The sequence below is a fragment of the Rheinheimera sp. genome, from assembly GCF_030690345.1.
Taxonomy (GTDB): domain Bacteria; phylum Pseudomonadota; class Gammaproteobacteria; order Enterobacterales; family Alteromonadaceae; genus Alishewanella.
Map to the genome: position 1 here is coordinate 1,021,246 of NZ_JAUYGV010000006.1, position 22,335 is coordinate 1,043,580.

General features: G+C 48.6%; 24 protein-coding genes. 15 read left to right on the plus strand and 9 right to left on the minus strand.

Annotation, left to right across the window (positions count from 1 at the left end):
* Window positions 1-5: 5 nt before the first annotated feature.
* From Q8O77_RS09180 to Q8O77_RS09190, 3 genes are all read right to left on the minus strand, one after another.
* A complete protein-coding gene (locus Q8O77_RS09180) occupies window positions 6-1,019 on the minus strand; it encodes an aspartate carbamoyltransferase (RefSeq protein WP_305552560.1) in 1,014 nt (337 codons plus the stop codon).
* A gap of 107 nt (window positions 1,020-1,126) precedes the next feature.
* Window positions 1,127-1,558: a CopD family protein gene (locus tag Q8O77_RS09185; protein WP_305552561.1), complete on the minus strand. Its 432-nt coding sequence runs from the start codon at window positions 1,556-1,558 to the stop codon at window positions 1,127-1,129.
* A complete protein-coding gene (locus Q8O77_RS09190) occupies window positions 1,555-3,261 on the minus strand; it encodes a chloride channel protein (protein WP_305552562.1) in 1,707 nt (568 codons plus the stop codon). Before Q8O77_RS09190 ends, Q8O77_RS09185 begins: the two co-directional genes overlap by 4 nt.
* A 165-nt stretch (window positions 3,262-3,426) precedes the next feature.
* Between Q8O77_RS09190 and erpA the strand changes: the two genes are divergently transcribed.
* Complete coding sequence (gene erpA, locus Q8O77_RS09195) at window positions 3,427-3,768, plus strand: iron-sulfur cluster insertion protein ErpA (protein ID WP_371133459.1); 342 nt, start codon at window positions 3,427-3,429, stop codon at window positions 3,766-3,768.
* Between the two features lie 77 nt (window positions 3,769-3,845).
* On the opposite strand, the gene Q8O77_RS09200 is transcribed toward erpA, so the two are convergent.
* Window positions 3,846-4,019 (minus strand): hypothetical protein, encoded by a 174-nt coding sequence (locus Q8O77_RS09200; RefSeq protein WP_305552563.1) that lies wholly within the window; start codon window positions 4,017-4,019, stop codon window positions 3,846-3,848.
* A 248-nt stretch (window positions 4,020-4,267) separates the two neighbouring features.
* On the opposite strand from Q8O77_RS09200, the gene Q8O77_RS09205 reads away from it, so the two are divergent.
* Window positions 4,268-4,510 (plus strand): helix-turn-helix domain-containing protein, encoded by a 243-nt coding sequence (locus tag Q8O77_RS09205; RefSeq protein ID WP_068232674.1) that lies wholly within the window; start codon window positions 4,268-4,270, stop codon window positions 4,508-4,510.
* A gap of 17 nt (window positions 4,511-4,527) precedes the next feature.
* Here Q8O77_RS09205 and Q8O77_RS09210 read toward each other — a convergent pair whose 3' ends face one another.
* The 5 genes from Q8O77_RS09210 to Q8O77_RS09230 form a co-directional block, all read right to left on the minus strand.
* Window positions 4,528-5,862 carry an AmpG family muropeptide MFS transporter gene (locus Q8O77_RS09210; RefSeq protein ID WP_305552564.1) on the minus strand — a complete coding sequence of 445 codons (1,335 nt, stop codon included), beginning with the start codon at window positions 5,860-5,862 and terminating at the stop codon, window positions 4,528-4,530.
* A gap of 64 nt (window positions 5,863-5,926) precedes the next feature.
* Window positions 5,927-6,247, minus strand: a complete 321-nt coding sequence (locus tag Q8O77_RS09215) for a hypothetical protein (protein WP_305552565.1) — start codon at window positions 6,245-6,247, stop codon at window positions 5,927-5,929.
* A 55-nt stretch (window positions 6,248-6,302) separates the two neighbouring features.
* Window positions 6,303-6,887, minus strand: coding sequence for a peptidylprolyl isomerase (locus Q8O77_RS09220; RefSeq protein ID WP_305552566.1), 585 nt, complete (start codon window positions 6,885-6,887; stop codon window positions 6,303-6,305).
* Between the two features lies 1 nt (window position 6,888).
* A complete protein-coding gene (locus tag Q8O77_RS09225) occupies window positions 6,889-7,443 on the minus strand; it encodes a YajG family lipoprotein (RefSeq protein ID WP_305552567.1) in 555 nt (184 codons plus the stop codon).
* A 2-nt stretch (window positions 7,444-7,445) separates the two neighbouring features.
* Window positions 7,446-8,609 carry a methyltransferase gene (locus tag Q8O77_RS09230; protein ID WP_305552568.1) on the minus strand — a complete coding sequence of 388 codons (1,164 nt, stop codon included), beginning with the start codon at window positions 8,607-8,609 and terminating at the stop codon, window positions 7,446-7,448.
* A 23-nt stretch (window positions 8,610-8,632) separates the two neighbouring features.
* Here Q8O77_RS09230 and Q8O77_RS09235 point away from each other — a divergent pair, with 23 nt between their 5' ends.
* From Q8O77_RS09235 to Q8O77_RS09295, 13 genes are all read left to right on the plus strand, one after another.
* The gene (locus Q8O77_RS09235) at window positions 8,633-9,280 is read left to right on the plus strand and encodes an alpha-ketoglutarate-dependent dioxygenase AlkB (protein ID WP_305552569.1); all 648 of its coding nucleotides are present in this window, start codon (window positions 8,633-8,635) and stop codon (window positions 9,278-9,280) included.
* Window positions 9,281-9,406: 126 nt separating this feature from the next.
* Window positions 9,407-9,748 (plus strand): BolA family transcriptional regulator, encoded by a 342-nt coding sequence (locus Q8O77_RS09240; protein ID WP_305552570.1) that lies wholly within the window; start codon window positions 9,407-9,409, stop codon window positions 9,746-9,748.
* 114 nt (window positions 9,749-9,862) lie between these two features.
* Window positions 9,863-11,056, plus strand: coding sequence for an enoyl-ACP reductase FabV (gene fabV / locus Q8O77_RS09245; protein WP_305552571.1), 1,194 nt, complete (start codon window positions 9,863-9,865; stop codon window positions 11,054-11,056).
* A gap of 325 nt (window positions 11,057-11,381) precedes the next feature.
* A complete protein-coding gene (locus Q8O77_RS09250) occupies window positions 11,382-12,719 on the plus strand; it encodes a Na(+)-translocating NADH-quinone reductase subunit A (protein ID WP_305552572.1) in 1,338 nt (445 codons plus the stop codon).
* Between the two features lie 2 nt (window positions 12,720-12,721).
* Window positions 12,722-13,933: an NADH:ubiquinone reductase (Na(+)-transporting) subunit B gene (locus Q8O77_RS09255; protein ID WP_305552573.1), complete on the plus strand. Its 1,212-nt coding sequence runs from the start codon at window positions 12,722-12,724 to the stop codon at window positions 13,931-13,933.
* Complete coding sequence (locus Q8O77_RS09260) at window positions 13,926-14,711, plus strand: Na(+)-translocating NADH-quinone reductase subunit C (protein WP_305552574.1); 786 nt, start codon at window positions 13,926-13,928, stop codon at window positions 14,709-14,711. Before Q8O77_RS09255 ends, Q8O77_RS09260 begins: the two co-directional genes overlap by 8 nt.
* On the plus strand, window positions 14,704-15,333 hold the full coding sequence (locus Q8O77_RS09265) for an NADH:ubiquinone reductase (Na(+)-transporting) subunit D (protein ID WP_305552575.1): 630 nt from the start codon (window positions 14,704-14,706) through the stop codon (window positions 15,331-15,333). The genes Q8O77_RS09260 and Q8O77_RS09265 overlap by 8 nt, the downstream gene beginning before the upstream one ends.
* A 10-nt stretch (window positions 15,334-15,343) precedes the next feature.
* A complete protein-coding gene (gene nqrE / locus Q8O77_RS09270; RefSeq protein WP_305552576.1) occupies window positions 15,344-15,952 on the plus strand; it encodes an NADH:ubiquinone reductase (Na(+)-transporting) subunit E in 609 nt (202 codons plus the stop codon).
* 19 nt (window positions 15,953-15,971) lie between these two features.
* Window positions 15,972-17,204 carry an NADH:ubiquinone reductase (Na(+)-transporting) subunit F gene (nqrF, locus tag Q8O77_RS09275; protein ID WP_305552577.1) on the plus strand — a complete coding sequence of 411 codons (1,233 nt, stop codon included), beginning with the start codon at window positions 15,972-15,974 and terminating at the stop codon, window positions 17,202-17,204.
* A 62-nt stretch (window positions 17,205-17,266) separates the two neighbouring features.
* Window positions 17,267-18,292, plus strand: coding sequence for an FAD:protein FMN transferase (locus tag Q8O77_RS09280; RefSeq protein WP_305552578.1), 1,026 nt, complete (start codon window positions 17,267-17,269; stop codon window positions 18,290-18,292).
* Between the two features lie 10 nt (window positions 18,293-18,302).
* Window positions 18,303-18,515: a (Na+)-NQR maturation NqrM gene (gene nqrM, locus Q8O77_RS09285; protein ID WP_305552579.1), complete on the plus strand. Its 213-nt coding sequence runs from the start codon at window positions 18,303-18,305 to the stop codon at window positions 18,513-18,515.
* Between the two features lie 192 nt (window positions 18,516-18,707).
* Entirely contained in the window at window positions 18,708-19,565 is an 858-nt protein-coding gene (locus Q8O77_RS09290; protein WP_305552580.1) for an MBL fold metallo-hydrolase, read from the plus strand.
* 88 nt (window positions 19,566-19,653) lie between these two features.
* A complete protein-coding gene (locus tag Q8O77_RS09295; protein ID WP_305552581.1) occupies window positions 19,654-22,314 on the plus strand; it encodes an ATP-binding protein in 2,661 nt (886 codons plus the stop codon).
* The last annotated feature ends 21 nt before the right edge of the window (window positions 22,315-22,335 follow it).

Here is a 22,335-nt window from a genome sequence, read left to right on the forward strand (position 1 = left end):
CCATGTTAACCGCTGTGCTTATTGCTGTACCAGGGCACGGCGCATTCATAGTTGGTAATAATGTTGTCTACACCCAGGGTTAAGGCAAACAGCGCCATGCGCACCAGAATACCGTTGTCGGCCTGGCGGAAAATGGCCAGGTTTGGGTTAAGGTTTAAATCGTTATCCAACTCGTTGGCTTCTACCCGTGAGTCACGCGGCAGCGGGTGCATAATCACGGTGTTGGATTTACAGTAGCGGGTATAAATTTCCTGGTTTAAGCGAAATTTACCGCGATATAAGTTGGCCTCGGCTTTCGACGGGAAACGCTCTTCCTGGATCCGCGTTTGGTAGACAATATCAGCGTTCAGGTTGCCTTCCAGCACATCAGTAATAGTCACCTGATGACCGGTATTTTCTATGGCGCTGACAATTTCGTCCGGCATCGCCAGTTCTTTAGGCGCAATCAGCGTAAAGCGCAGGTTCTTATACAGCTTTAACAACTTAGATAATGAATGCACAGTACGGCCGAACTTTAAATCCCCCACCATAGCGATATGCATACCATCAATACTCTGACCGGAGGAGGCCAGCTCGCGCTCTATGGTAAACAAATCCAGCAGAGCCTGGGTTGGGTGTTCGTTGGCACCGTCACCGCCGTTTAGCACAGGTACACGGCTGCCTAAGGCAAATTCGGCTACCGAACCGGCCTGCGGATGGCGCATAGCGATAACATCGCTGTAGCTGCTGATCACGCGGGCGGTATCAAACAGCGATTCACCTTTCGATAACGCTGACGATTCCATACCGGTAGTTTCACGCACTTCACCGCCGAGTAAGTTAAACGCGCAGCCGAAACTGACCCGGGTACGGGTGCTGGGTTCAAAAAACAGGTTACCTAATATAGCGCCTTCCAGCACTTTGGTACGTTTTTGCCGGCTGGCATAAGGCTGCATCTTACGGGCAATATCAAAAACATGTTGAATGGTGTCGCGATCAAACTGGCTTACCGAGAGGATGTGTTCGCCTTTAAAGCTCATAATCAGTGCTCTTTTCGCTGAGAATTAACCCGGGCCGGATCCGGCCCGGAACCGGCAATAAACGGCAGCATTATACGCGAAAACGGCCGCCAAAAGCGAATGCGGCGCTATAGTGGTTTCAGATATGCCAGCAATACTACCGCCAATAAAATCAGTACCGGCATTTCATTAAAAATGCGGTAAAAACGTGGGCTGCGCCGGTTACGGTTGTGTTTAAAATCCGCTAACAGTTTAAAGCAGTACGCATGGTAAACATACAGCAGCAATACCAGCACTAACTTGTAATGTAACCAGCTGCTGGCTTTAAACCAGGCAGCGCCGTAGCTGTAAATCAGCAATACACCAAACAGCAGCGTTAACACAGCGAAAGGCGTAACGAAGTACAGCAAACGCCGTTCCATCACTTTAAACTCAGCATCGCAGTCTGGGCTTTTAGTTGATGCATGATAGACAAATAGCCGCGGCAGATAAAAAATGCCGGCAAACCAAGCCACCATAAAAAACACATGTAAGGCTTTGTATACAAGAATGCTTGTCATAATAAGTTGTTCTGCTTTACTAATAAACTGCGTACCTGGTCCCAACGGATAATGCCTATCAGCTGCGCCGGCTCTTCTTCGCGGTAAATATACACCGCGCCTTCACGCTTATCTTCCAAAATGGCGAATACCTCTGCCATGGTGGCCTGATGGTTCAGTCCCTGCAGCGGTAAATATTGTACCGCACTGGCACCGGTCATCGATAACTGCACATCGTAACTTGCCAGCACATACTCATTGCCGGTATCGTTGTGACGTTGCACCAACAACTGTTGTGGCGGTTCCAGTTTATCCAGTGCTTGCAGTACCTGCTGCTCGTCCGGATTATCCAGCAATTGATACTGGTTATCCAGCAATGCCAGCACGCCTACTTTTTGCAATACATCATCGGCGGGGGACAGCTTGTACGGCATTTGCAGGAAGTCGAGCTGCAGCAAGAAAATCGACTTATTATTGAAAAACTGTACCCCGGTGATATAAGCCGTGGTGATCACCAGCATCGCCGGCACGATAATGCCCGGGTTATGCGCCAGCTCCATCACCGCCACTAATGCCGCCAACGGAGCATGCATGGTGGCGGCCATTAAACCGGCCATACCCAATACGGCATAGGTGCCGGCTATGCTGTTATCGCCGATAATGGCTGACGGTATAATGGCCAGTAAAGTACCCAGCACTATGCCGATACCAAAGACCGGGCCTATTACGCCGCCCGGCACACCCAAACCCAAAGCGAATAATGTCAGTAACATCTTACCGATAAAGATCGTCAGCAGCAGGGCGACATCGTTCGGTGCATTCACCGCATAAAAGATGGCACCGGTTTCCGCCCCCATCGCATGCGGGATCAAGTAACCTACTGCCGCAGTAACCACACCGGCCAGGCTTAAGCGCAGTAATAGCGGCCAGTTTTTAAACAGCCTGATTAAGCGCATCATATTTTTGTTAAACACAAAGGCAATGGCGCCAAATACGATACCGCACAGCACCAGATAGGGCAGGTGCCAACCGCTGATGGCAACGATATTCAGCAGGGCTAACTCTTTATCACTGCCAAATACGCTTTGTGTGACCAAAGCCCCGACCACAGAGGACAGCATAATAGGAATAAACACATGCACACGGTATTCCCGCAGTACCACTTCCATCACAAAAATAACTGCCGCCAGCGGCGTATTAAATGATGCAGAAATACCGGCGGCAATACCGCAACCGGCCAGAATACGGATACTGTTGTAGGGCAGTTTAAGGTACTTGCCTAAGGTACTGGCACCATAGGCGCCCAAATGCACAGAGGGGCCTTCACGGCCAACAGAGAAACCGCTGGCCAACGCCAGAATGCCGCCGAAAAACTGGTTAATAGTATTGCGGGTAGGCATCATGCCGTATTTCAGCTTAATGCGATGGATCACAAAAGGAATACCCAGCCGGTAATGTTTATAGCCGGTAATCCAGGCTAGCAGGCCGATAAGCACGGCGCCGCCCAATGGTAACATCCAGCGGATATCGGCACTGACAGTGGAAAAGTCGTCGCTACGAACCAGAAAAATACTTTGGATACCGACAATAGCAAGACGAAACAGAATAATCAAAATGGCCGCGGCAAGGCCACCCAGCATGCCCAGGATGCATAGCTGCAGTGAGGTTTGTGGCAGCGCCAAACGACGTTGCAAAGACGGAAGCCATTTCTGCCAGCGCTGCATAAGCCATAGTACCTGTAATAATTAACTAAGAGTTTAACATAAGTTGCTGACTATTCAGCTTAATTGTAATAAGTCATAACTATTAAGCGTCAAAGACGGCTAATACTTGAATAAAACAGTCAGGTATTAGATAATTTGCGCCTTAGTTAAACCTGCGGAGTTATTATGTCAGAACCAGCTGTACCAATTGAATTTACTGAAGCCGCAGCAAAAAAAGTGGCGTTACTGGTGAGTGAAGAAGAAAACCCTGAGTTGAAACTGCGGGTTTATATCACCGGTGGCGGTTGTTCCGGTTTTCAGTATGGCTTCACCTTTGATGAAAAAGTTAATGACGGTGATTTTGTGGTAGAGAAGCAAGGTGTGTCGATGGTAGTAGACCCAATGAGCCTGCAGTATCTGATGGGCGGCGTGGTCGATTACACTGAAGGCTTACAGGGTAGTCGCTTTATTGTGCAAAACCCGAATGCCACTACCACTTGTGGCTGCGGTTCATCATTTTCTGTTTAAATTCATGTGCTTTTTGTAAATATAAAAATACATGAAAGCCTTTACACCGCTGCGTAAATCCTGCTGCTGTGCTCTGTTTAACGCTGAGTCAGCAGCATAATTCCCCATAAGCTCAGTGCAATTGCCACATTAAAGCCAATGATATAAGCAAAGCCTTTACGGCCTTGTTTCAAACTCCAGCCATGCTGTTGTAAGTACCAATACCAGGCTCCACACATCACTAAGGGCGCTAAGAACAGTAATTTAATCATTTTTCTCTCATCGGTTTGGTCGTCGTCACCGTAGTGGTACAGCGGACAAATTTTATCGCCGGGCCGGCTACTAAAATCAAGTGTAAAGTCTGATTACAGATTTTAACGCTTGTAGCTGTACGCTCGTCGCATCCTGTGGTTTAATTAACCGTTTTTTATTGCTTATTGCGCTGGCAATAAGGTTTGGAATTTTTGCAGGAAGTATTTTTACATAATAAAAGCGTAACACGCTGGGAGAAGAAAAAAACATGAAAGGTACAAAAAGCGTTATTTCTGATGAAAATAAGCGTCTGTGTGTCTGGCTGAAGCGTCAGCGCCAGGAAAAAGGGCATACCATGCGAAGTCTGTCAGAAATTTTAGGGACACCGCATTCATTTATCGGCAAAGTTGAAAACCAGGAGCGCCGGTTGGACGTGATTGAATACGTTCGCTATTGCCAGGCTCTGGATGTTGACCCCACGGAAGGGTTAAAGCAGGTTTTGTCAGCCTGACTGATAACAAAACGCCGCTAATCAGCGGCGTTTTGTTTTATCGGCTTGTACTTTGCCAGCGCTATTATCAGCAGCAGTGCCGGCAGCCCCAGTAGAGCTGTCATAACAAAAAACGGCCCGTAGCCCATTTGCTCTACCCAATGGCCGGAAAAGCCCCCGGTAAACTTAGGCAGCAACAACATCAATGAGCTGAACATGGCGTACTGCGTTGCGGTAAAAGCCAGATTAACTAAGGAAGACAAATAAGCAATAAAGGCGCTGGTAGCGATACCGGCACTGAGGTTATCGGCAGAAATAATTAAGGTTAACCAAGCAAGGTCATAGCCAATCTGACTTAACGCGGCAAACAGCAGGTTTGTTATTGCGCTGAGTAAAGCACCGATAAACAAAATCCGTACTGTGCCAAAGCGGTTAATTAACACACCACCCAGGGCCGCGCCTATCAGCGTCATTATCACGCCATAAATTTTTGATACACTCGCCACTTCTTCCTTGCTATAACCCATATCAACGTAAAAGGCGTTGGCCATGACGCCCATTACGATATCGGTAAGACGATAACAAGCGATCAACGCCAGAATAAGCAAAGCATGCCATTTATACCGGCTGAAAAAATCGATAAAAGGCGCTACTACTGCCTGGCGTAACCAGGCGGCAAAGCGTTGCAATACAGAGCCCTGTGTTGCGTAGTGTTGCTGCAAATTACTCAACGGCTCCTTGCTGAGTAAGGTTGTTAGTATGCCTGGTAACATACACAGTGCCATGACCAGATACGCCCGCTGCCAGCCGGTCAAATCATAGCCTTCAGCGCCGGAAAACAGCGCAGCTAACCAGAGTGTACCGGCAGAGGCCAATATCATCGCCAGGCGATAACCGGTTAAATAGGCGGCAGCCAATACTGCCTGCAGATGCTCTGGTGCGCTTTCAATACGAAAGGCATCAACATTAATATCCTGGGTGGCTGATGCAAAGGCCAGCAGTACCGCAAAAGCGGCCATCAGCGCCAGCTCCTGCTGTGGGTCCATGCCGGCCATACACAGCACTGCCAGCATAACCGCCAGTTGTGATACCAGTAACCAACTGCGGCGCCGGCCCAGCTTGTGATGTAAAAAAGGGATTTGCAGATGATCCGCCAATGGCGACCACAACCATTTTATCGCATACGCCAGCGCGACCCAGCTAAAATAGCCGATGTCAGCGCGCGACACGCCGGCTTCGCGCAACCAGAACGACAACACACCAAATACCAGCATAAGTGGCAATCCGCTGGAAAAACCGAGCACAAAAATAGCTAACACCCGGCGTTGGCAGTAAATGTTCAGGCTTTTCAGCCAGGCAAGGTAATGAGGCAAAACGACACCCGAAAACAGCGGTAAGTTGCTGTAGCTTACCTGTCAGTGGGTTTGGGTCAAGTGTTTATGGCCGCACGCCAACACAGTTCGGTGGCGCTACGCCGTGGCCTTTAAGGTAACAGATGCAATCCTGGATATTTCTGCGTAACAGCTTGTCTTCGCGTAAGGTGCAGTCCGGCCAAAACTCCAGTTGATGAATTAAATGCCAGAACACGCGTTCGCGGGGGCTGTAGGGTAGTTGCAGTCCGCTGCTCAGCTGTGCCCACTCTTCCAGAGTGTCCCAGACAAACAGATGCAGCTCACTGTGTGGTAAGCGGCCACGGAAATAACGGGAGATATAAAAAACCAACTGCTGTGATTTTTGTTCGATAAATGTGTCTGCCATAACCTGACTTAACAGCACCTTTGAGTTAACACTGTTAAGCCAAGTATAGCGGGTTTTACTGCTCTGGCAGCAGCAGTACGGTTTTTATCAGCACTTGTTCTACCGGCACATTAGGCCAGCCTAATTCAACCGAAGTATCTGTTTGAATTGCGCGAATTTTTTCAATAACCTCTTCGCCGGCGCTAATATGGCCAAATACGGTATAACCCCAACGCCGGCCCGGATCCAGGCTGGGGTTATCCTGCAGATTAAAATAAAACTGGCTGGTGGCACTATGCGGGTCGTTTAAGCGTGCCATGGCAATAGTGCCAAACTGGTTTTTTAAGCCGTTACCTGATTCATTAAACACCGGTTTTAACTCTTCAATCGGTTTATAGCCGGCATCATAGCCGCCACCTTGCAGCACAAATTCCGGTTCCAGCCGGTGAAACACGGTATTGTTATAGCGCTTATGTTTTACGTAGCTAAGAAAGTTATTCACGCTAAGCGGAGCACGGCTGCGGTCCAACTCTACCTCAATGTCGCCATGCGAGGTTACAATCCGTACTTTAGGAAACAGATTGTTTGGTTGTAAAAATTGCCCGGCATGCGCCGCAGCAACATTCAGCAGTAAGATTAATCCGTACAGATAATAGCGCATCTTACCCCCGTAAAGCCTGGTGCCAGCTGTTGTCCTGTAACAGCTGGGTTATCACTTGCTCGGTCAGTACACGTAGTTCGCGTTCAACAGCGGCAATATCCATCTTAAACGGCGCTGTAAAGCTGCTGTCACCGGAATAGGTTTTGCTGAAACTACCTTGCGGATGCTGTACCTGAATGGTTAACGCAACCTGGTTTGTTACCGTATGCTCCAGTGTGCGTTGGTTGACCAGGGCTTGTAACTGAGCAATTTTAACCGTTACCTGCACGTCGCTACCGGCGTCCAGATTAGCGCCTTGCTCTTGCAGAGCTTGCGCCAGGTTCTGTTGCAGCTGGCCGGTGAGGTCATTGCTGGTAGCAATTTGCTCAACCTTGTCACCATCTTGAATACGCAGGGTGTAGGCTAAACCGCGCTCATCACTGACAGTAAAGGCAAAGCGGCTTTGTTGCAATTGGTTGGACTGCGGCGCAAATACTTGCGGCGCCAAAATAAAGCCTGGCCTCGTGCTGCTGCAACCGGCCAACAACACCAGTGCCAGCATAGCTAAATAGCGCATGATTAACTCCTTTTGATAGCTTCTAAAATAACAAACTTAGGATCTGCTGCCAGTTGGCGGCAATTGCCGAACAAGCGTTGTAAGCTGTCGGCATAGCCAAGATGGCGGTTAGCGACAATACGCAGATGGCCGCCTTGTTTTAATACTCGCTTGGCGTCACTAAACATCTGGCTGGCAATATGTCCGGTTACTGCGTGCTGTTGATGAAACGGTGGGTTACACAATACATAATCAGCACTTTTATCAGCTTGCTGGCTCAGGCAATCATCAACAATAAAGCAGCACTGTGCCAGTTTATCCGGTAAATTTTCGCTGATGGTTTGTCTGGCCGATTCAACTGCCATGTAAGATTCATCGCAAAACAGCATAGTTATGGCGGTGTCTTTGCTTAGCAGGGGTAAACCCAGTACGCCATTGCCACAGCCCAGATCAATCACGGTTTGCTCTGCGCTCAGCGTTGGCAAATGCTGTAGAAAGAAACGTGCACCCTGGTCCAGTTTTTCCCGCGAAAACACATTAGCATGGTTTACTACATTATAACTGCTCTGCTCCAGTGACCAGCGCAGCGGGAAACTGTTCTGCGTCTGTTGCTGCAGCGCGGCGTTATAGGTGCAACTTATCAGCCGGCACTTTTTTACTGCTAATGACGCGCTGGCCGGACCTAATGTTTGCTCAAACAACGCCAGCACATTGCGGTTAATATCTTTAGCTTTGGCACTGGCCAAAATAATACTGTCTGGTGTCACTACGCCGGCCAGTTGCTGCAAAATATACTGCAGATAGCTGTGATTATTCGGCAGTTTCAGCAGTACAATGTCCGGTGCCAGCGGATAAGGTGCCAGGCTGGACTGCTGTTGCAGTGTGGTTAAATCCAGCCCATTTTGCCGGCGGTTATATACTGTGCCTTGTTGTGCCAGCAGTGAGTCGTTAATCTGCACTTGGGCATATTGCGCTAAAGCGCAGGACAAAGCACCAAAGCTGTCATTGATTATCAGTAGCTTAGGTTCACGTTTATGCTGCTGGCTAAACTGTGTGGCCGCTTCCTGCGTATGCTGAAGCAACAATTCGTCAGCGGCATCCCAGGCTTGCAAACTGCTGTTAGGTTGATTAAGCGGCCAGCGGTATAATTGCAAACTGCCATGAGCGTAAGTAAAAGTGGTATTCATAGTGGCACGGATAGTGAAATAAGATGAGCATTTTGACACGACAGTGGCATAGCGACAACCGGCAAAGCGACACTCGTCAAAGCAACGCGCAGCAGTTCAACCTGCCGGATGCAACGGTAATGTTGTGGCCGGACTGGCTTGACCGGCAACAAGGCGGTGATTTACAGCAGCAATTACAGCAACAACTGAATTGGTCACAAGACAGTATTATGATGTTTGGCAAAGCGGTTACTATTCCGCGGCTTCAGGTATGGATGGGCGATGCGCATTGCAGCTACCGCTATTCCGGTACTACTTTTATGCCGCAGCCCTGGCAGCCGCAGGTGCAACTGTTAGCACAACAGCTCAGCGCCTTTTTGCAGTTACCGTTTAACTGCGTGTTGCTCAACTGGTACCAAAACGGCGTTCAACATATGGGCTGGCATGCTGACAACGAGCCCGAGCTGGGGCCGGATCCTTATATTGCGTCGCTGAGTTTGGGCGCAACCCGGCGTTTTGAGCTGAAACACCGCCGTCAGGCCTGGCAGCTGGCACTGGATTTAACCCCCGGCAGCCTGCTGTTGATGGCGGATGGTTGCCAACAACACTGGCTGCACCGGCTACCGAAACAAAGCCGGGTAACGGACAGCCGGGTAAATTTGACGTTTCGTTATATCAACAGCGCGGGTTAGACAAAATTATTTTTTGTAAGCCGCCCAGCCCGTTAGCCGGTGTTATTTTTCTTGACACGAAAAGCCGCTGGCAACTTCATTGGCGACAACTAGAGTTAATTGAAGGAATAAATAAGGATAAAGGCTATGTTGATTCATACCGCTATTGAACAGAAGTTACTTAGTGCATTTGATCCTGTGTTCCTTGATGTGGTAAACGAAAGCCATCTGCACAATGTGCCACAAGGCTCAGAGTCGCATTTTAAGGTGGTCATTGTTACACCGCAATTTGATGGCATGCGCTTATTACAGCGTCATCGCGCCGTTAATGCTGTAGTCGCAGAGGAACTGGCAGAAAAAATTCACGCCCTGGCGTTACATACTTACACGCCGTCAGAGTGGTATGAATACTATGCCGAAAAGCCACCGACGTCACCACGCTGCTATGGAGGCAGTAAAACCGACAAAACTGAAAAGGCGTCCGTGTGACGCTTTTTTTCTGTGTACTGCGGTTAAATAAACAAAAACGGCTGATCAGACCTGTTTTCTGCGGTAAAGTTTTACACTAGCGTCAATTTTGTCGAGACAACAGCAGGAGCTGTCATGGTTATTCAACCGAAAATTCGTGGTTTTATCTGTACTAACGCTCATCCTGTCGGCTGTGCCGAACATGTAAAAGAACAAATTGACTATGTCAAAAACGCCGGCCCGGTGGCTGATGGTCCGAAGAATGTATTGGTGATTGGTGCCTCTACCGGTTACGGCCTGGCGTCACGTATTACCGCCGCTTTTGGCTCCGGTGCTAAAACCTTAGGTATTTTCTTTGAAAAAGAACCGACAGAGAGTAAAACCGCGTCGGCCGGCTGGTATAACACTGCGGCGTTTGAACAAGCTGCCAATGCCGCCGGTTTATGGAACAAACATATTAACGGTGATGCCTTTACTGATGAGTTAAAAACACAAGCCATTGATATTATCCGCAGCGAAATGGGTAAAATTGATTTAGTGGTATACAGCTTGGCAGCGCCGCGGCGTAAAGACCCGGTGAGTGGTGAAATATTCAGTTCAGTACTGAAACCTATCGGCCAGTCTTACACCGCCAGAACGCTGAACACCAGCAAGCGGGAAATTGAAGAAGTGTCGGTAGAGCCGGCCAACGATGATGAAATTCATCAAACCGTAAAAGTAATGGGCGGTGAAGATTGGGAGCGCTGGTTAAGCCAGTTAAATGCTGCCGGCGTGTTAGCCGATAACTGCCAAACCGTGGCATACACTTATATCGGTAAAGAGTTAACCTGGCCTATCTACGGCAAAGCCACTATCGGTAAAGCCAAAGAAGACCTGGACCGTGCTGCCGCGGCCATTACTGCGCAACTGGCTGATAAAAAAGGCAAAGCTTATGTGGCGTCATTAAAAGCGTTGGTGACTCAGGCCAGTTCCGCTATTCCTATTATGCCGTTGTATATCTCTTTGTTATATCGCGTGATGAAAGAAGAAGGCACGCATGAGGGCTGTATTGAACAAATTAACGGTTTGTTCCGTCAGGGCTTATACAGCAACACGCCCATTCTGGATGACGCCGGCCGTTTACGCATGGACGGTAAAGAGCTGAGTGCGCATATTCAACAAGCGGTAAAAGAGCTGTGGGGTCAGGTCACCACTGACACTATTGATACCCTGACCGACTACAAAGGCTACCATAATGAGTTTTTACGCTTGTTTGGTTTTGGCTATGCACATGTAGACTATGATGCTGATGTTTCACCTTTGGTGCCTTTGGCTAATATTGCACCGTAAAATTGCAAAGCCGCCATCTGGCGGCTTTTGTTTAGGCGGTATTCGCAAATTAGCTAAAGTTGACTAAAATTTGCAGCAATATGCCAATTGCGTCGCTTAGTTAGCCGGTAAGCTAAAGTGCAGTATTCATCGGCTGGTTTGCCGGAAAATTTGTGCAATAGCATAGATAGGCGGCTGTATTAATGCTAGAATCCGCGACTTTAATACGTGTATCCGGTGTAAAAATAAACAGGCATTGTTCTGATAATAACCACCTGATGCGCTGCGCGCTGCGTAGCTGAAAAACCAGGCCCTGTTTCTTCCCAAAATAGTAGTGCAAGTACGTATGATAAAACTCAAAAAAGGCTTGGACATTCCCCTCGCGGGCAGTCCTAAACAAGAGATCAGTGCGGGCAATACCATTAACACTGTCGCTGTATTAGGCGAAGAGTTTATTGGTATGCGTCCGACTATGTCAGTTGAAGTTGGCGATACGGTAAAAAAAGGTCAGGTGCTTTTCGAAGATAAGAAAACACCCGGCGTTAAATTTACTGCACCACTGGCCGGAACTGTAAAAGAAATCAACCGTGGCGCCAAACGGGTATTGCAATCTGTAGTGATTGAAGCTGCAGGCAGCGATGCGGTGCAATTTAACAAATATGCTGCTGATCAGCTGGCCGGTTTAAGCCGTGAACAAGTGACGCAGAATTTGGTTGATTCCGGCTTATGGGTTGCGCTGCGCACCCGTCCTTTCAGCCAGACGCCGGCTATTGACAGTACACCACGCGCTATTTTCGTCAATGCCATGGATACTAACCCATTGGCAGTCGACCCTGCGGTCGTGATTGCCGCTGACAGCGACGCCTTTACTCAGGGTTTAACGGTATTAGCGACGTTAACCGACGGTAAACTGTACCTGAGCAAAAAAGCCGGTGCAGCTGTGCCTGCTATCAGCAAAGCGGAAGTGGCGGAATTTGACGGCCCGCATCCGGCTGGCCTGGTAGGAACTCATATTCACCTGCTGGACCCTGTCAGCGCGAAGAAGGTGGTATGGCATATCGGTTATCAGGACGTTATTGCCATTGGTAAGCTATTTACTACCGGTGAATTACACAGTGAGCGTGTAATTGCGCTGGCCGGCCCGGCAGTGAAGAACCCACGTTTAGTCAAAACGGTATTGGGTGCTTCTACCAGCGAGCTGACAGCCGGTGAACTGAGCGACGGTAAAAACCGTACTATTTCAGGTTCAGTGTTGTCCGGTTCTACTGCGCATGGCGTGCATGGTTATATTGGCCGTTTTCACACTCAGGTGTCTGTATTGGCTGAAGGCTACGACAAAGAGTTCCTCGGCTGGATTGCTCCGGGAAGCACTAAGTTCTCGGTAACCCGTGCGTACTTATCGCATCTGAGCCCGAAACGTCTGTTCAATATGACCACCACCACCAACGGCTCTGCCCGTGCCATGGTTCCTATCGGCAACTACGAGCGCGTAATGCCGCTGGATATTCTGCCTACGCTGTTGTTGCGTGACATTGTGTCCGGTGACACTGACGGTGCTATGTCTTTGGGGTGTTTGGAGTTAGATGAAGAAGATTTGGCGCTGTGTACCTTTGTCTGTCCGGGCAAGTACGACTATGGCACCATTTTGCGTAACTGCCTGACTACCATTCAGAAGGAAGGCTAATCATGAGTTTGAAGCATTTTTTAGAGCGCATTGAGCCGTCGTTTGAAAAAGGCGGTAAGTATGAGAAGTGGTATGCGCTGTATGAAGCCGTTGCCACTGTGCTGTACACCCCTGGTCTTGTAACTAAAAACGGTACTCACGTGCGTGACAGTATCGATTTAAAGCGGATCATGATTTTTGTTTGGTTGGCATTATTCCCGGCTTTGTTCTTCGGTATGTACAATATTGGCCATCAGGCGGTTGTTGCGCTGCAGGCCGGTTTTGGCACGCCTGATACCTGGCAGGTCGCTATTTATCACCTGCTTGGTGGCGAGCTGACTGCTGAGTCCGGTTGGGGCAGTAAAATGTGGTATGGCGCCGTCTGGTTCCTGCCTATTTATGCCGTTACCTTTATTGTTGGTGGCTTCTGGGAAGTGTTATTTGCTTCAGTGCGTAAGCATGAAGTTAATGAAGGCTTCTTTGTCAGCTCAATTTTGTTTGCATTAATTCTGCCAGCCACTATTCCGCTGTGGCAGGTTGCCTTAGGTATTACCTTCGGCGTGGTAATTGCTAAAGAAGTATTTGGCGGTACCGGTCGTAATTTCTTAAACCCGGCACTGGCTGGTCGTGCTTTCCTGTTCTTTGCTTATCCGGCGCAAATTTCCGGTGATGCGGTATGGACAGTTGCAGATGGTTATTCCGGCGCAACCTGGTTAAGCAAAGCGGCCGCCGGCGAACTGGACTACAGCTGGGCAGCAAGTTCACAGCAATGGTTGGATGCATTCTATGGTTTTATTCCGGGCTCTGTTGGTGAAACCTCTGTATTAGCGCTGTTAATTGGCGGTTTAGCCCTGATTTACTTCCGTATTGCCTCCTGGCGCATTGTGTCCGGTGTGATGGTAGGTATGGTGCTGTCTGCTTATCTGTTTAACACTATTGGTTCAGAGTCTAACGCCATGTTTGCCATGCCGTGGCACTGGCACCTGGTGCTGGGTGGTTTTGCTATCGGTATGTTCTTTATGGCAACTGACCCGGTGTCTGCCTCCTTTACCGATAAGGGTAAATGGGCATACGGTATTCTGATTGGCTTTATGGTGGTAATGATCCGTGTCGTTAACCCGGCATACCCTGAAGGTATGATGTTAGCCATACTGTTTGCGAACCTGTTCGCACCATTATTCGATTTCTTCGTGGCTCAGGCCAATATCAAGCGGAGGCTGGCACGTAATGTCTAGTAATAACGATAGCATCAGCAAAACGCTGATCGTAGTCATCTCTTTATGTTTAGTCTGTGCAGTTATCGTGTCTACTGCAGCCGTACAGTTACGGCCGCAGCAGACAGCAAACAAGCTGTTGGACTCACAGAAAAACGTGTTGGCAGTAACTGGCTTATTGTCCGGCAGCGATATTCAACAGCTGTACAGCAAGCACATAGAAGAGCGCTTTGTCGATCTGGATACCGGCAGCTTTGTTGAAAAGCCGGCAAACTATGATTACCGCAAGTTTATGAAAGACCCACAGGAAAGCGTGCGCTTATCCGGTGAGGAAGACTTAGCCTCGATTAAAAGCCGTGCCAATATTGCCCCGATATATCTGGCCTATAACAACGGCATAGAGTCTGGTGAGCTGTCGGCGATAGTGCTGCCAATTCATGGCTATGGTTTATGGTCAACCATGCATGCGTTTTTAGCGCTGGGTGCTGATGGCACTACTATTAAAGGTCTGAATTACTACGAGCAGGGCGAAACGGCCGGCTTAGGTGGTGAAGTGCAAAATCCGAAATGGGTAGAGCAATTCGAAGGCAAGAAGTTGCTGGACCAATCCGGCGCACCGGCTATTAAAGTGGTTAAGCCCGGCAATGCCAGTGCTGACTCTGCCTTTGAAGTAGACGGCCTGTCTGGTGCTACCTTAACCAGTAACGGCGTGCAGTACACTTTCGATTTCTGGGCTGGTGCTAAGGGTTTTGCCCCATTCCTGGCTAAAGTTCGCGACGGAGCATTAAACAATGGCTAACGCAAAAGAAATTAAAACGGTTCTGTTTGGCCCGGTATTTGCCAACAACCCTATCGCGTTGCAGGTACTGGGTATCTGCTCTGCGTTAGCGGTAACCACTAAGATGGATAAAGCCCTGGTTATGTGTATTGCACTAACTTTGGTTACGGCTTTTTCTAACTTTTTTATCTCGTTAATCCGCAATCACATTCCATCCAGTGTGCGTATTATCGTGCAAATGACCATTATTGCTTCTTTGGTAATAGTGGTAGACCAATTGCTGAAAGCCTTTGCCTACGATGTGGCCAAGGAGCTGTCAGTGTTTGTTGGTCTGATTATTACCAACTGTATCGTAATGGGCCGTGCTGAAGCCTTTGCAATGAAAAGTGCGCCTGGCATCAGCTTCCTTGATGGTATCGGTAATGGCTTAGGTTATAGCGCAGTGTTAATGACTGTTGCCTTTATCCGTGAGTTGGGTGGTTCAGGCACCTTGTTTGGTGTTGAAATTATGCCACTGGTAAAAGACGGTGGCTGGTATCAGCCAATGGGCTTGCTGTTAATGCCGCCAAGTGCCTTTATCATTATTGCCGGCCTGATTTGGTTGCTGCGTACTTTCCGTACCGAGCAGGTTGAGAAGGCATAAGGAGCTGTAAATGGAACACTATATAAGCTTATTTGTTCGCGCAGTGTTTATTGAAAACCTGGCGCTGACCTTCTTCCTCGGTATGTGTACTTTTATCGCTGTATCGAAAAAAATTACTACGGCATTTGGTTTGGGTGTCGCGGTTACTGTAGTACTGGCCATTTCTGTACCGGTAAATAACCTGGTTTTCCAAAATTTGTTAGCGCCTGGCGCGCTGGCTTGGGCAGGTTTCCCTGATGCAGATTTAAGCTTTCTTGGCTTTTTGACCTATATCGGTGTTATCGCTGCTTTAGTACAAATTCTGGAGATGATTTTAGATAAATTTTTCCCGGCGCTGTACAACGCCTTAGGTATCTTTCTGCCGTTAATCACGGTGAACTGCGCTATTTTCGGTGCCGTGGCCTTTATGGTTGAGCGTGATTACAACTTCGGCGAAAGCGTAGTGTTTGGTTTGGGCAGTGGTATTGGCTGGATGTTGGCAATTACCTTGCTGGCAGGTATTCGTGAGAAGCTGAAATACGCAGATATTCCACATGGTTTACGTGGTCTGGGTATTACCTTCTTAATGGTTGGCTTAATGGGGTTAGGCTTTATGTCTTTCTCCGGCGTTTCACTGTAAAGGGGTAAAGGCACAGAAGATGGAAAATTTAGACATATTTCTTGGCGTTGGCATGTTTACCCTGATGGTTCTGGCATTAGTGGTAATTATTCTGGTAGCTAAGTCGAAACTGGTGGCATCGGGTGAGATCACCATCAGTATTAATGGTGATCCGGACAAGGCTATTAAAACAAAGGCCGGTGGCAAACTGCTGAGCGCTTTGGCAGATAAAGGTATTTTCTTATCGTCTGCTTGCGGTGGCGGTGGTTCTTGTGGTCAGTGCCGGGTGCACGTGAAATCAGGTGGTGGTGAGATCCTGCCAACTGAGCTGGGCCACATTACCAAAGGTGAAGCGCGCGAAGGTTGCCGTTTGTCTTGTCAGGTTAACGTAAAATCCGATATGGAAATTGAAGTTGAAGAGGAAATCTTCGGCATCAAAAAATGGGACTGTACTGTTATCTCTAATGATAACAAAGCGACCTTTATCAAAGAGTTAAAATTGCAGATCCCAGATGGCGAGTCTGTGCCGTTCCGTGCCGGTGGTTATATTCAGATTGAAGCCCCGGCGCACCACGTCAAATACAAGGATTTTGAAATCCCTGAACAGTTCCGTGGTGACTGGGAGCGTTTTAAATTCTTCAGTCTGGAGTCAAAAGTAGACGAGGAAACTATCCGCGCTTACTCAATGGCGAACTATCCGTCGGAAGAAGGCATTATTATGCTCAACGTGCGTATTGCTACGCCGCCGCCAAATAACCTGACACTGCCTTGCGGCAAGATGTCTTCGTTTATCTGGAGCCTGAAAGAAGGCGATAAAGTGACTATTTCCGGGCCGTTTGGTGAGTTCTTTGCCAAAGAAACCGAAGCTGAAATGGTGTTTATCGGTGGTGGTGCCGGTATGGCACCAATGCGGTCACACATTTTTGACCAGCTGCGCCGGTTAAAATCGAAGCGTAAAATTACCTTCTGGTATGGCGCCCGCTCTAAGCGCGAAATGTTCTATGTTGAAGATTTCGACATGCTGGCAGCAGAAAACGACAACTTTGAGTGGCATGTTGCGTTGTCTGATCCGCAACCGGAAGATAACTGGACGGGCTACACTGGTTTTATTCATAACGTAATTTATGAAAACTACCTGAAAAACCACAAAGCACCTGAAGACTGTGAGTTTTACATGTGCGGTCCGCCAATGATGAACAAAGCGGTTATCAATATGCTCAAAGACCTGGGCGTAGAAGATGACAACATTCTGTTAGACGACTTCGGCGGCTAACAGTTAAAGTAAACCGGCAGGGGCACCGTAACAGGTTGCCCCTTCTGCTATCAGGAACTCTTATGTCTGGTGTTTCTTTGCTGAAAAACTGGCTGGCTCTTATCGGGCTGGCCATTTTAGTTTCTTGCAGCCCTGCCAAACCGGTAACTGAACAATATCAGTTAAACGGCAATACCATGGGCACTTACTATGTGGTTAAGTTTTACAGCGACACAGAGGTAGACAGTGCGCAGTTACAGCAACAAATTGATGCTGAGCTGGAACTGGTTAATGACTTAATGTCGACCTACCGGCCACAGTCGGAGCTGATGCGCTTTAACCGTCACACGGATGGCAGTGCCTTCCCGCTGTCAAGCCAAACGCGCACTGTGGTAGCCGAAGCGCTGCGTATTGCGCAGCAGACGCAAGGCGTGCTGGATGTTACCGTAGGGCCACTGGTTGAGCTGTGGGGCTTTGGAGCCCGTGGCCGTATAGAGCATGTACCGGAAGATGCGATAATAGCGCAAACCCGCGCCGTGGTAGGCTATAACAAGCTGACCCTGAATACAGCAGGTTTAAGCAAAGCGGAGCCGGCGTTGGCGGTAGATTTATCACCAATTGCCAAAGGTTTTGGCGTCGACCAGGTTGCGGCCTTGCTGGAGCAAAACGGTATCGATAATTATCTGGTTGAGATAGGCGGTGAAATGCGGTTGAAGGGCACTAAACCTGAACAACAGCCGTGGAAAATTGCGATTGAAAAACCGGTAACCACCGAACGTGCCGTGCAGCGTATTCTGGTGCCGGGTAATATGGGTGTTGCTACCTCGGGTGACTACCGCAACTATTTTGAAGAAGACGGTGTACGCTACTCGCATTTACTTGATCCGCGCACGGGTAAGCCGATCAATAACCGTACGGTATCGGTAACAGTGTTGCACCCGTCGTGCATGACAGCAGATGGCTATGCTACCGCATTGAACGTTATGAACGAGAAGGAAGCGCTGGCATTTGCTGAGCAACATGCTATTGCTGTATTGCTGGTGGTGAAAACAGATGACGGCTTTACTGAGCTGACATCGTCTGCTTTTAAGCCTTACTTAACCGAATAACGGAGCTTATATGACGATTTTCTTGTTCACCTTCGGTTTGTTTTTACTGGTTGTCGTTGCTATGGCTATCGGCTACCTGGTGCAGCGTAAAACGATTGCCGGCAGCTGCGGTGGCTTAGGCGAAATTGGTATCGAAAAAGCCTGTGATTGCGATAAACCCTGTGAAAAACGGCAAAAACGGCTGGATAAAGAGAAGTTCTGGCAGCAGAATAAAATTATCTGACCGTTATACCTTAAGCATAATAATTAAAGCCGGCCTGATGCCGGCTTTTCTACTTTATCAGACGGTATTGGAATGGGGTTTATCAGCTACGCTGTGTTATGTTTGCTAACATGTAAGCTGCAACATACTACCGTCGGCGTCTGGATATTGGCGCTGGTATTTCTGGCCAAATTTATCTGGGGATAACACTCAATGAAACTTAGCTTAACCACTATGCTGGCGTTGCTGCTGGCAGCTGCGCCGTTACAGGCAGACCGCTTTAAAGATGTGCAGGTAGAGGAAACTAAACTGGCAGACAACCTGTATATGCTGTCTGGTGCCGGAGGCAATATGGCCGGCCTGATGGCTGGCGATAAGGTGCTGTTGGTTGATGCACAGTATGCTGAAATGGCAGACAAAATAAAAGCAAAGCTCAAGCAGTTAAGCAACAATACGGCGTTAACTACGCTGGTAAATACGCATTTACACGGCGATCACGTTGGCGGCAACAGCGCACTGGCAGCAGATATCGATATTATTGCCCACAACAAGGTGCTCAGCCGTTTATCGCAAGATGCAAAATTTCCGCGTAATGGCTTACCCAAAACCACTTTCAGTGAGCAACTTAGCTTACATTTGAACGGCCAAACCGTAAGGTTGGACTATATGCCGCCAAGCCATACCGATGGTGATATTGTGGTCTGGTTTGAGCAGGCCAATGCAGTGCATTTCGGCGACTTACTGTTTGAGGGTCGTTTCCCGTTTATTGATGTCAGTAATGGTGGCTCGGTGAAAGGCTATATCGATAACACCCGGACCTTGATTGGTATGTTGAACGCTCAGACTAAAGTGATCCCTGGCCATGGCCAACTGACGGACAAAGCCGGTGTGCAGCGCTCACTAGATATGATGGAAGCAACCCTGGCCATAGTGCAGGGTTATAAAGCCGCCGGCATGACGGAGCTGCAGGCTGTAGAGCAAGGCCTGGGCGAGCAATGGCAGAGTTGGCACTGGAATTTTATCACTGAAGAGCGCTGGATTAAGACGCTGTATCATGCGGATATAAACTAGTTCTTGTCGCCCGTCCGGATGCTGGTTATGCTGTAGTGATGATAAATATGCAGAGCCGGCAAGGCTTTACTCCGGAGTCAGGGCAAGGATGAGGTTACGCGAAACTCTGGTGGCCTATATGTTGCCATTGCTGGTGCTACCGGTAATGGCATTCGGCTATCTGGCCTACGAATTCAGCAAACAACATTTGCAGAAGAAAGCCTATTATGAGGTGGAGCAAGCCTTATATCAGCAACAATTACAGTTAACGACATTTTTGCAGCAGCAACAAACCCGGCTGGCGATGCTGGCCCAAAGCCCCTTGCTCCAACAACATATTCAACAGTCGCAACCGGACGTGCTTAGCGCACTGGAGCAGCAATTTAGCCGCTTTATGCAGGCAGACAGCAGCATCCGCAGCTTAAAGTTGCTTACCCTGAACGGCGATTATGAAACACAACTGCCGCCGGTTGCCGATTATTCCGGCGTGCCTAACCGCTTTCGCAATGAATATTTTTCCTCGTTACAGGCTCAGGTGGATGAAGCGGGCTATTTCCTCGCTGAAGACACCGTCAGCAGCACCTTACAGCTGTTTTTTGCACATAAGCTGTACTCCAGCTCCGTCACCGAGTCACGCCGGCTATGGGGTTACCTGGTGGTTATGGTAAACCCGGATTTGTTTGCTCAGGTAGTCAGTTACCGTCATACACCCAACAGTGTCACTTTACTGATCAGCAAGGCGGCCACGGTTACCTACGCCGATAATATGGCCTTGATTGGCAGTGCTTTTGCGCCGACTAATTTTCGTGCCATTCAGCAAAGTATCGATGCCGACCGCTTCTCAACAGAATTGTTATTAGGGCAAAGCCGCTTATTGCTGGGAAAAAGCTTACCCGGTGCCTATCAGTTACTTTATGGTATTGATAAAGCGGAATTATTACGTCAGCAACGGCTGCTGTCTCTGGTATTGGTATTGCTAACGTTATTGGTGTGCCTGATCTTACCCCTGCTGGTGTATTGGTTGTTGATCCGCAATGTCTTTGAGCCGATTAAACAGCTTACTGCGGCTAAAACGGCAGTAGGGCGGGGCGATTTGTCTACTCTGCTGGAAGTGAAAAAGCAGGATGAACTGGGCGATATGTTTGCTGCTTTTAATGTCATGGTGCGACAACTGCGGGTGTATCGCGAACGGGAACGGGCTTATAAGCAGCAATTGGAAGACAAGGTGCTACGCCGTACTCAGGATTTGGCCAGGGCCAATGACGATTTAGCTGCAGCAAACCAGGAGTTGATCCTGGCGCGGGAAGCGGCAGAGCAGGCAAACCGCTTAAAAAGCGTGTTTCTGGCCAATATGAGCCATGAGATCCGCACGCCGTTAACAGCGATCATCGGCTTTTCCGAGCAGGCACAAAGCGAGCATGATAATGAAAAACTGCAAAACTACTTACAGCGGGTGTTAAAAAGCGGTGATCATCTACTGGGTTTAATCAATGACATTCTCGACCTGTCTAAAATAGAAGCCGAAAAGCTGGAGCTTAATTACGAAGCCTTTAACTGTCTGGCGTTAATTGACGATGTATTCCAATTAACCCGTAGCCAGGCTGAAGCCAAAGGCCTGCAATGTACCTTAGAGCTGCAATTTCCGCTGCCGCTGCAACTATACAATGACGCTTTGCGTTTTCGTCAGGTACTGCTGAACCTAACCAGCAACTCGGTCAAGTTTACTAAGAAAGGCAAGATAGTGATCAGCGTAGTCTACGATGTGCTGCGTCAGCAATTAACCATCAAAGTGAAAGACAGTGGTATAGGCATGACAGCGGAAGAGCTCAGCCGGATTTTTCAACCTTTTGTGCAGGCGGACGCCACTGTCACCCGGCATTTTGGCGGCACCGGGCTGGGGCTCTGTATATCAAAGAAATTGATGCAACAGATGGACGGCGATATCCAGGTAGAAAGTGTAAAGGGCATCGGCAGTTGTTTTGAGCTGCATTTTAACTGTGCTGCGCAGCAACCTGAATTGGTTGACAGCTTTAGTAAAGAGCCTGGCCCGGCCTGTACCGATGAAGCCGAAACCCCGGCGCAGCAATTACATATTTTGGTGGCTGAGGATAACCCGGATAATCAACTGCTGCTGAAATTGATGCTGGCAAAAGCCAACGCGACCTGTGTATTGGTTGATAACGGCCATAAAGCGGTTGAACGCGCCCTGGCAGAAGACTTCGACTTGATTTTTATGGATATGCAAATGCCGCTGATGGGCGGAGAAGAGGCCACGCGTTTAATTCGCCACGCCGGTATCGAGACGCCGGTTATCGCGGTTACCGCTAATGTGATGACGGAAGACCTGGAGCGTTATAAAAGCGCCGGCTGCCAAAGTTTGCTGCCAAAACCGGTAATGCAGAGCGATTTACTTAATATCTTAAGCAAATATGGCGCTAAGACATCTTTAACGGCTGTGGAATTATTAGAACAGCAGTTAGCACAAGATCCGCAAATGCAGGCACTGAAGCAGCAGTTTACTGCCCAGTTGCCGGCCTTGTGCAGTGAGTTGCAAGGTTATTATGATGCCACGCAATGGCGCGAGCTGGCATTTGCCGCGCACAGTTTAAAAGGTAGTGCCGGCAGTATGGGCTATCCTGAACTGACCACGCTGGCCGGTGAACTGGAGCGTTGTGCTAACAATGAACAAAGCCTGGTCTGTGCTGAGTTGTTGTTAAAAATACAGACTATAGTGCAGCACAGTGTTGACGCCTCAGCGCGCGTTAAATAATTAACAGCATCGGGAAGGAGA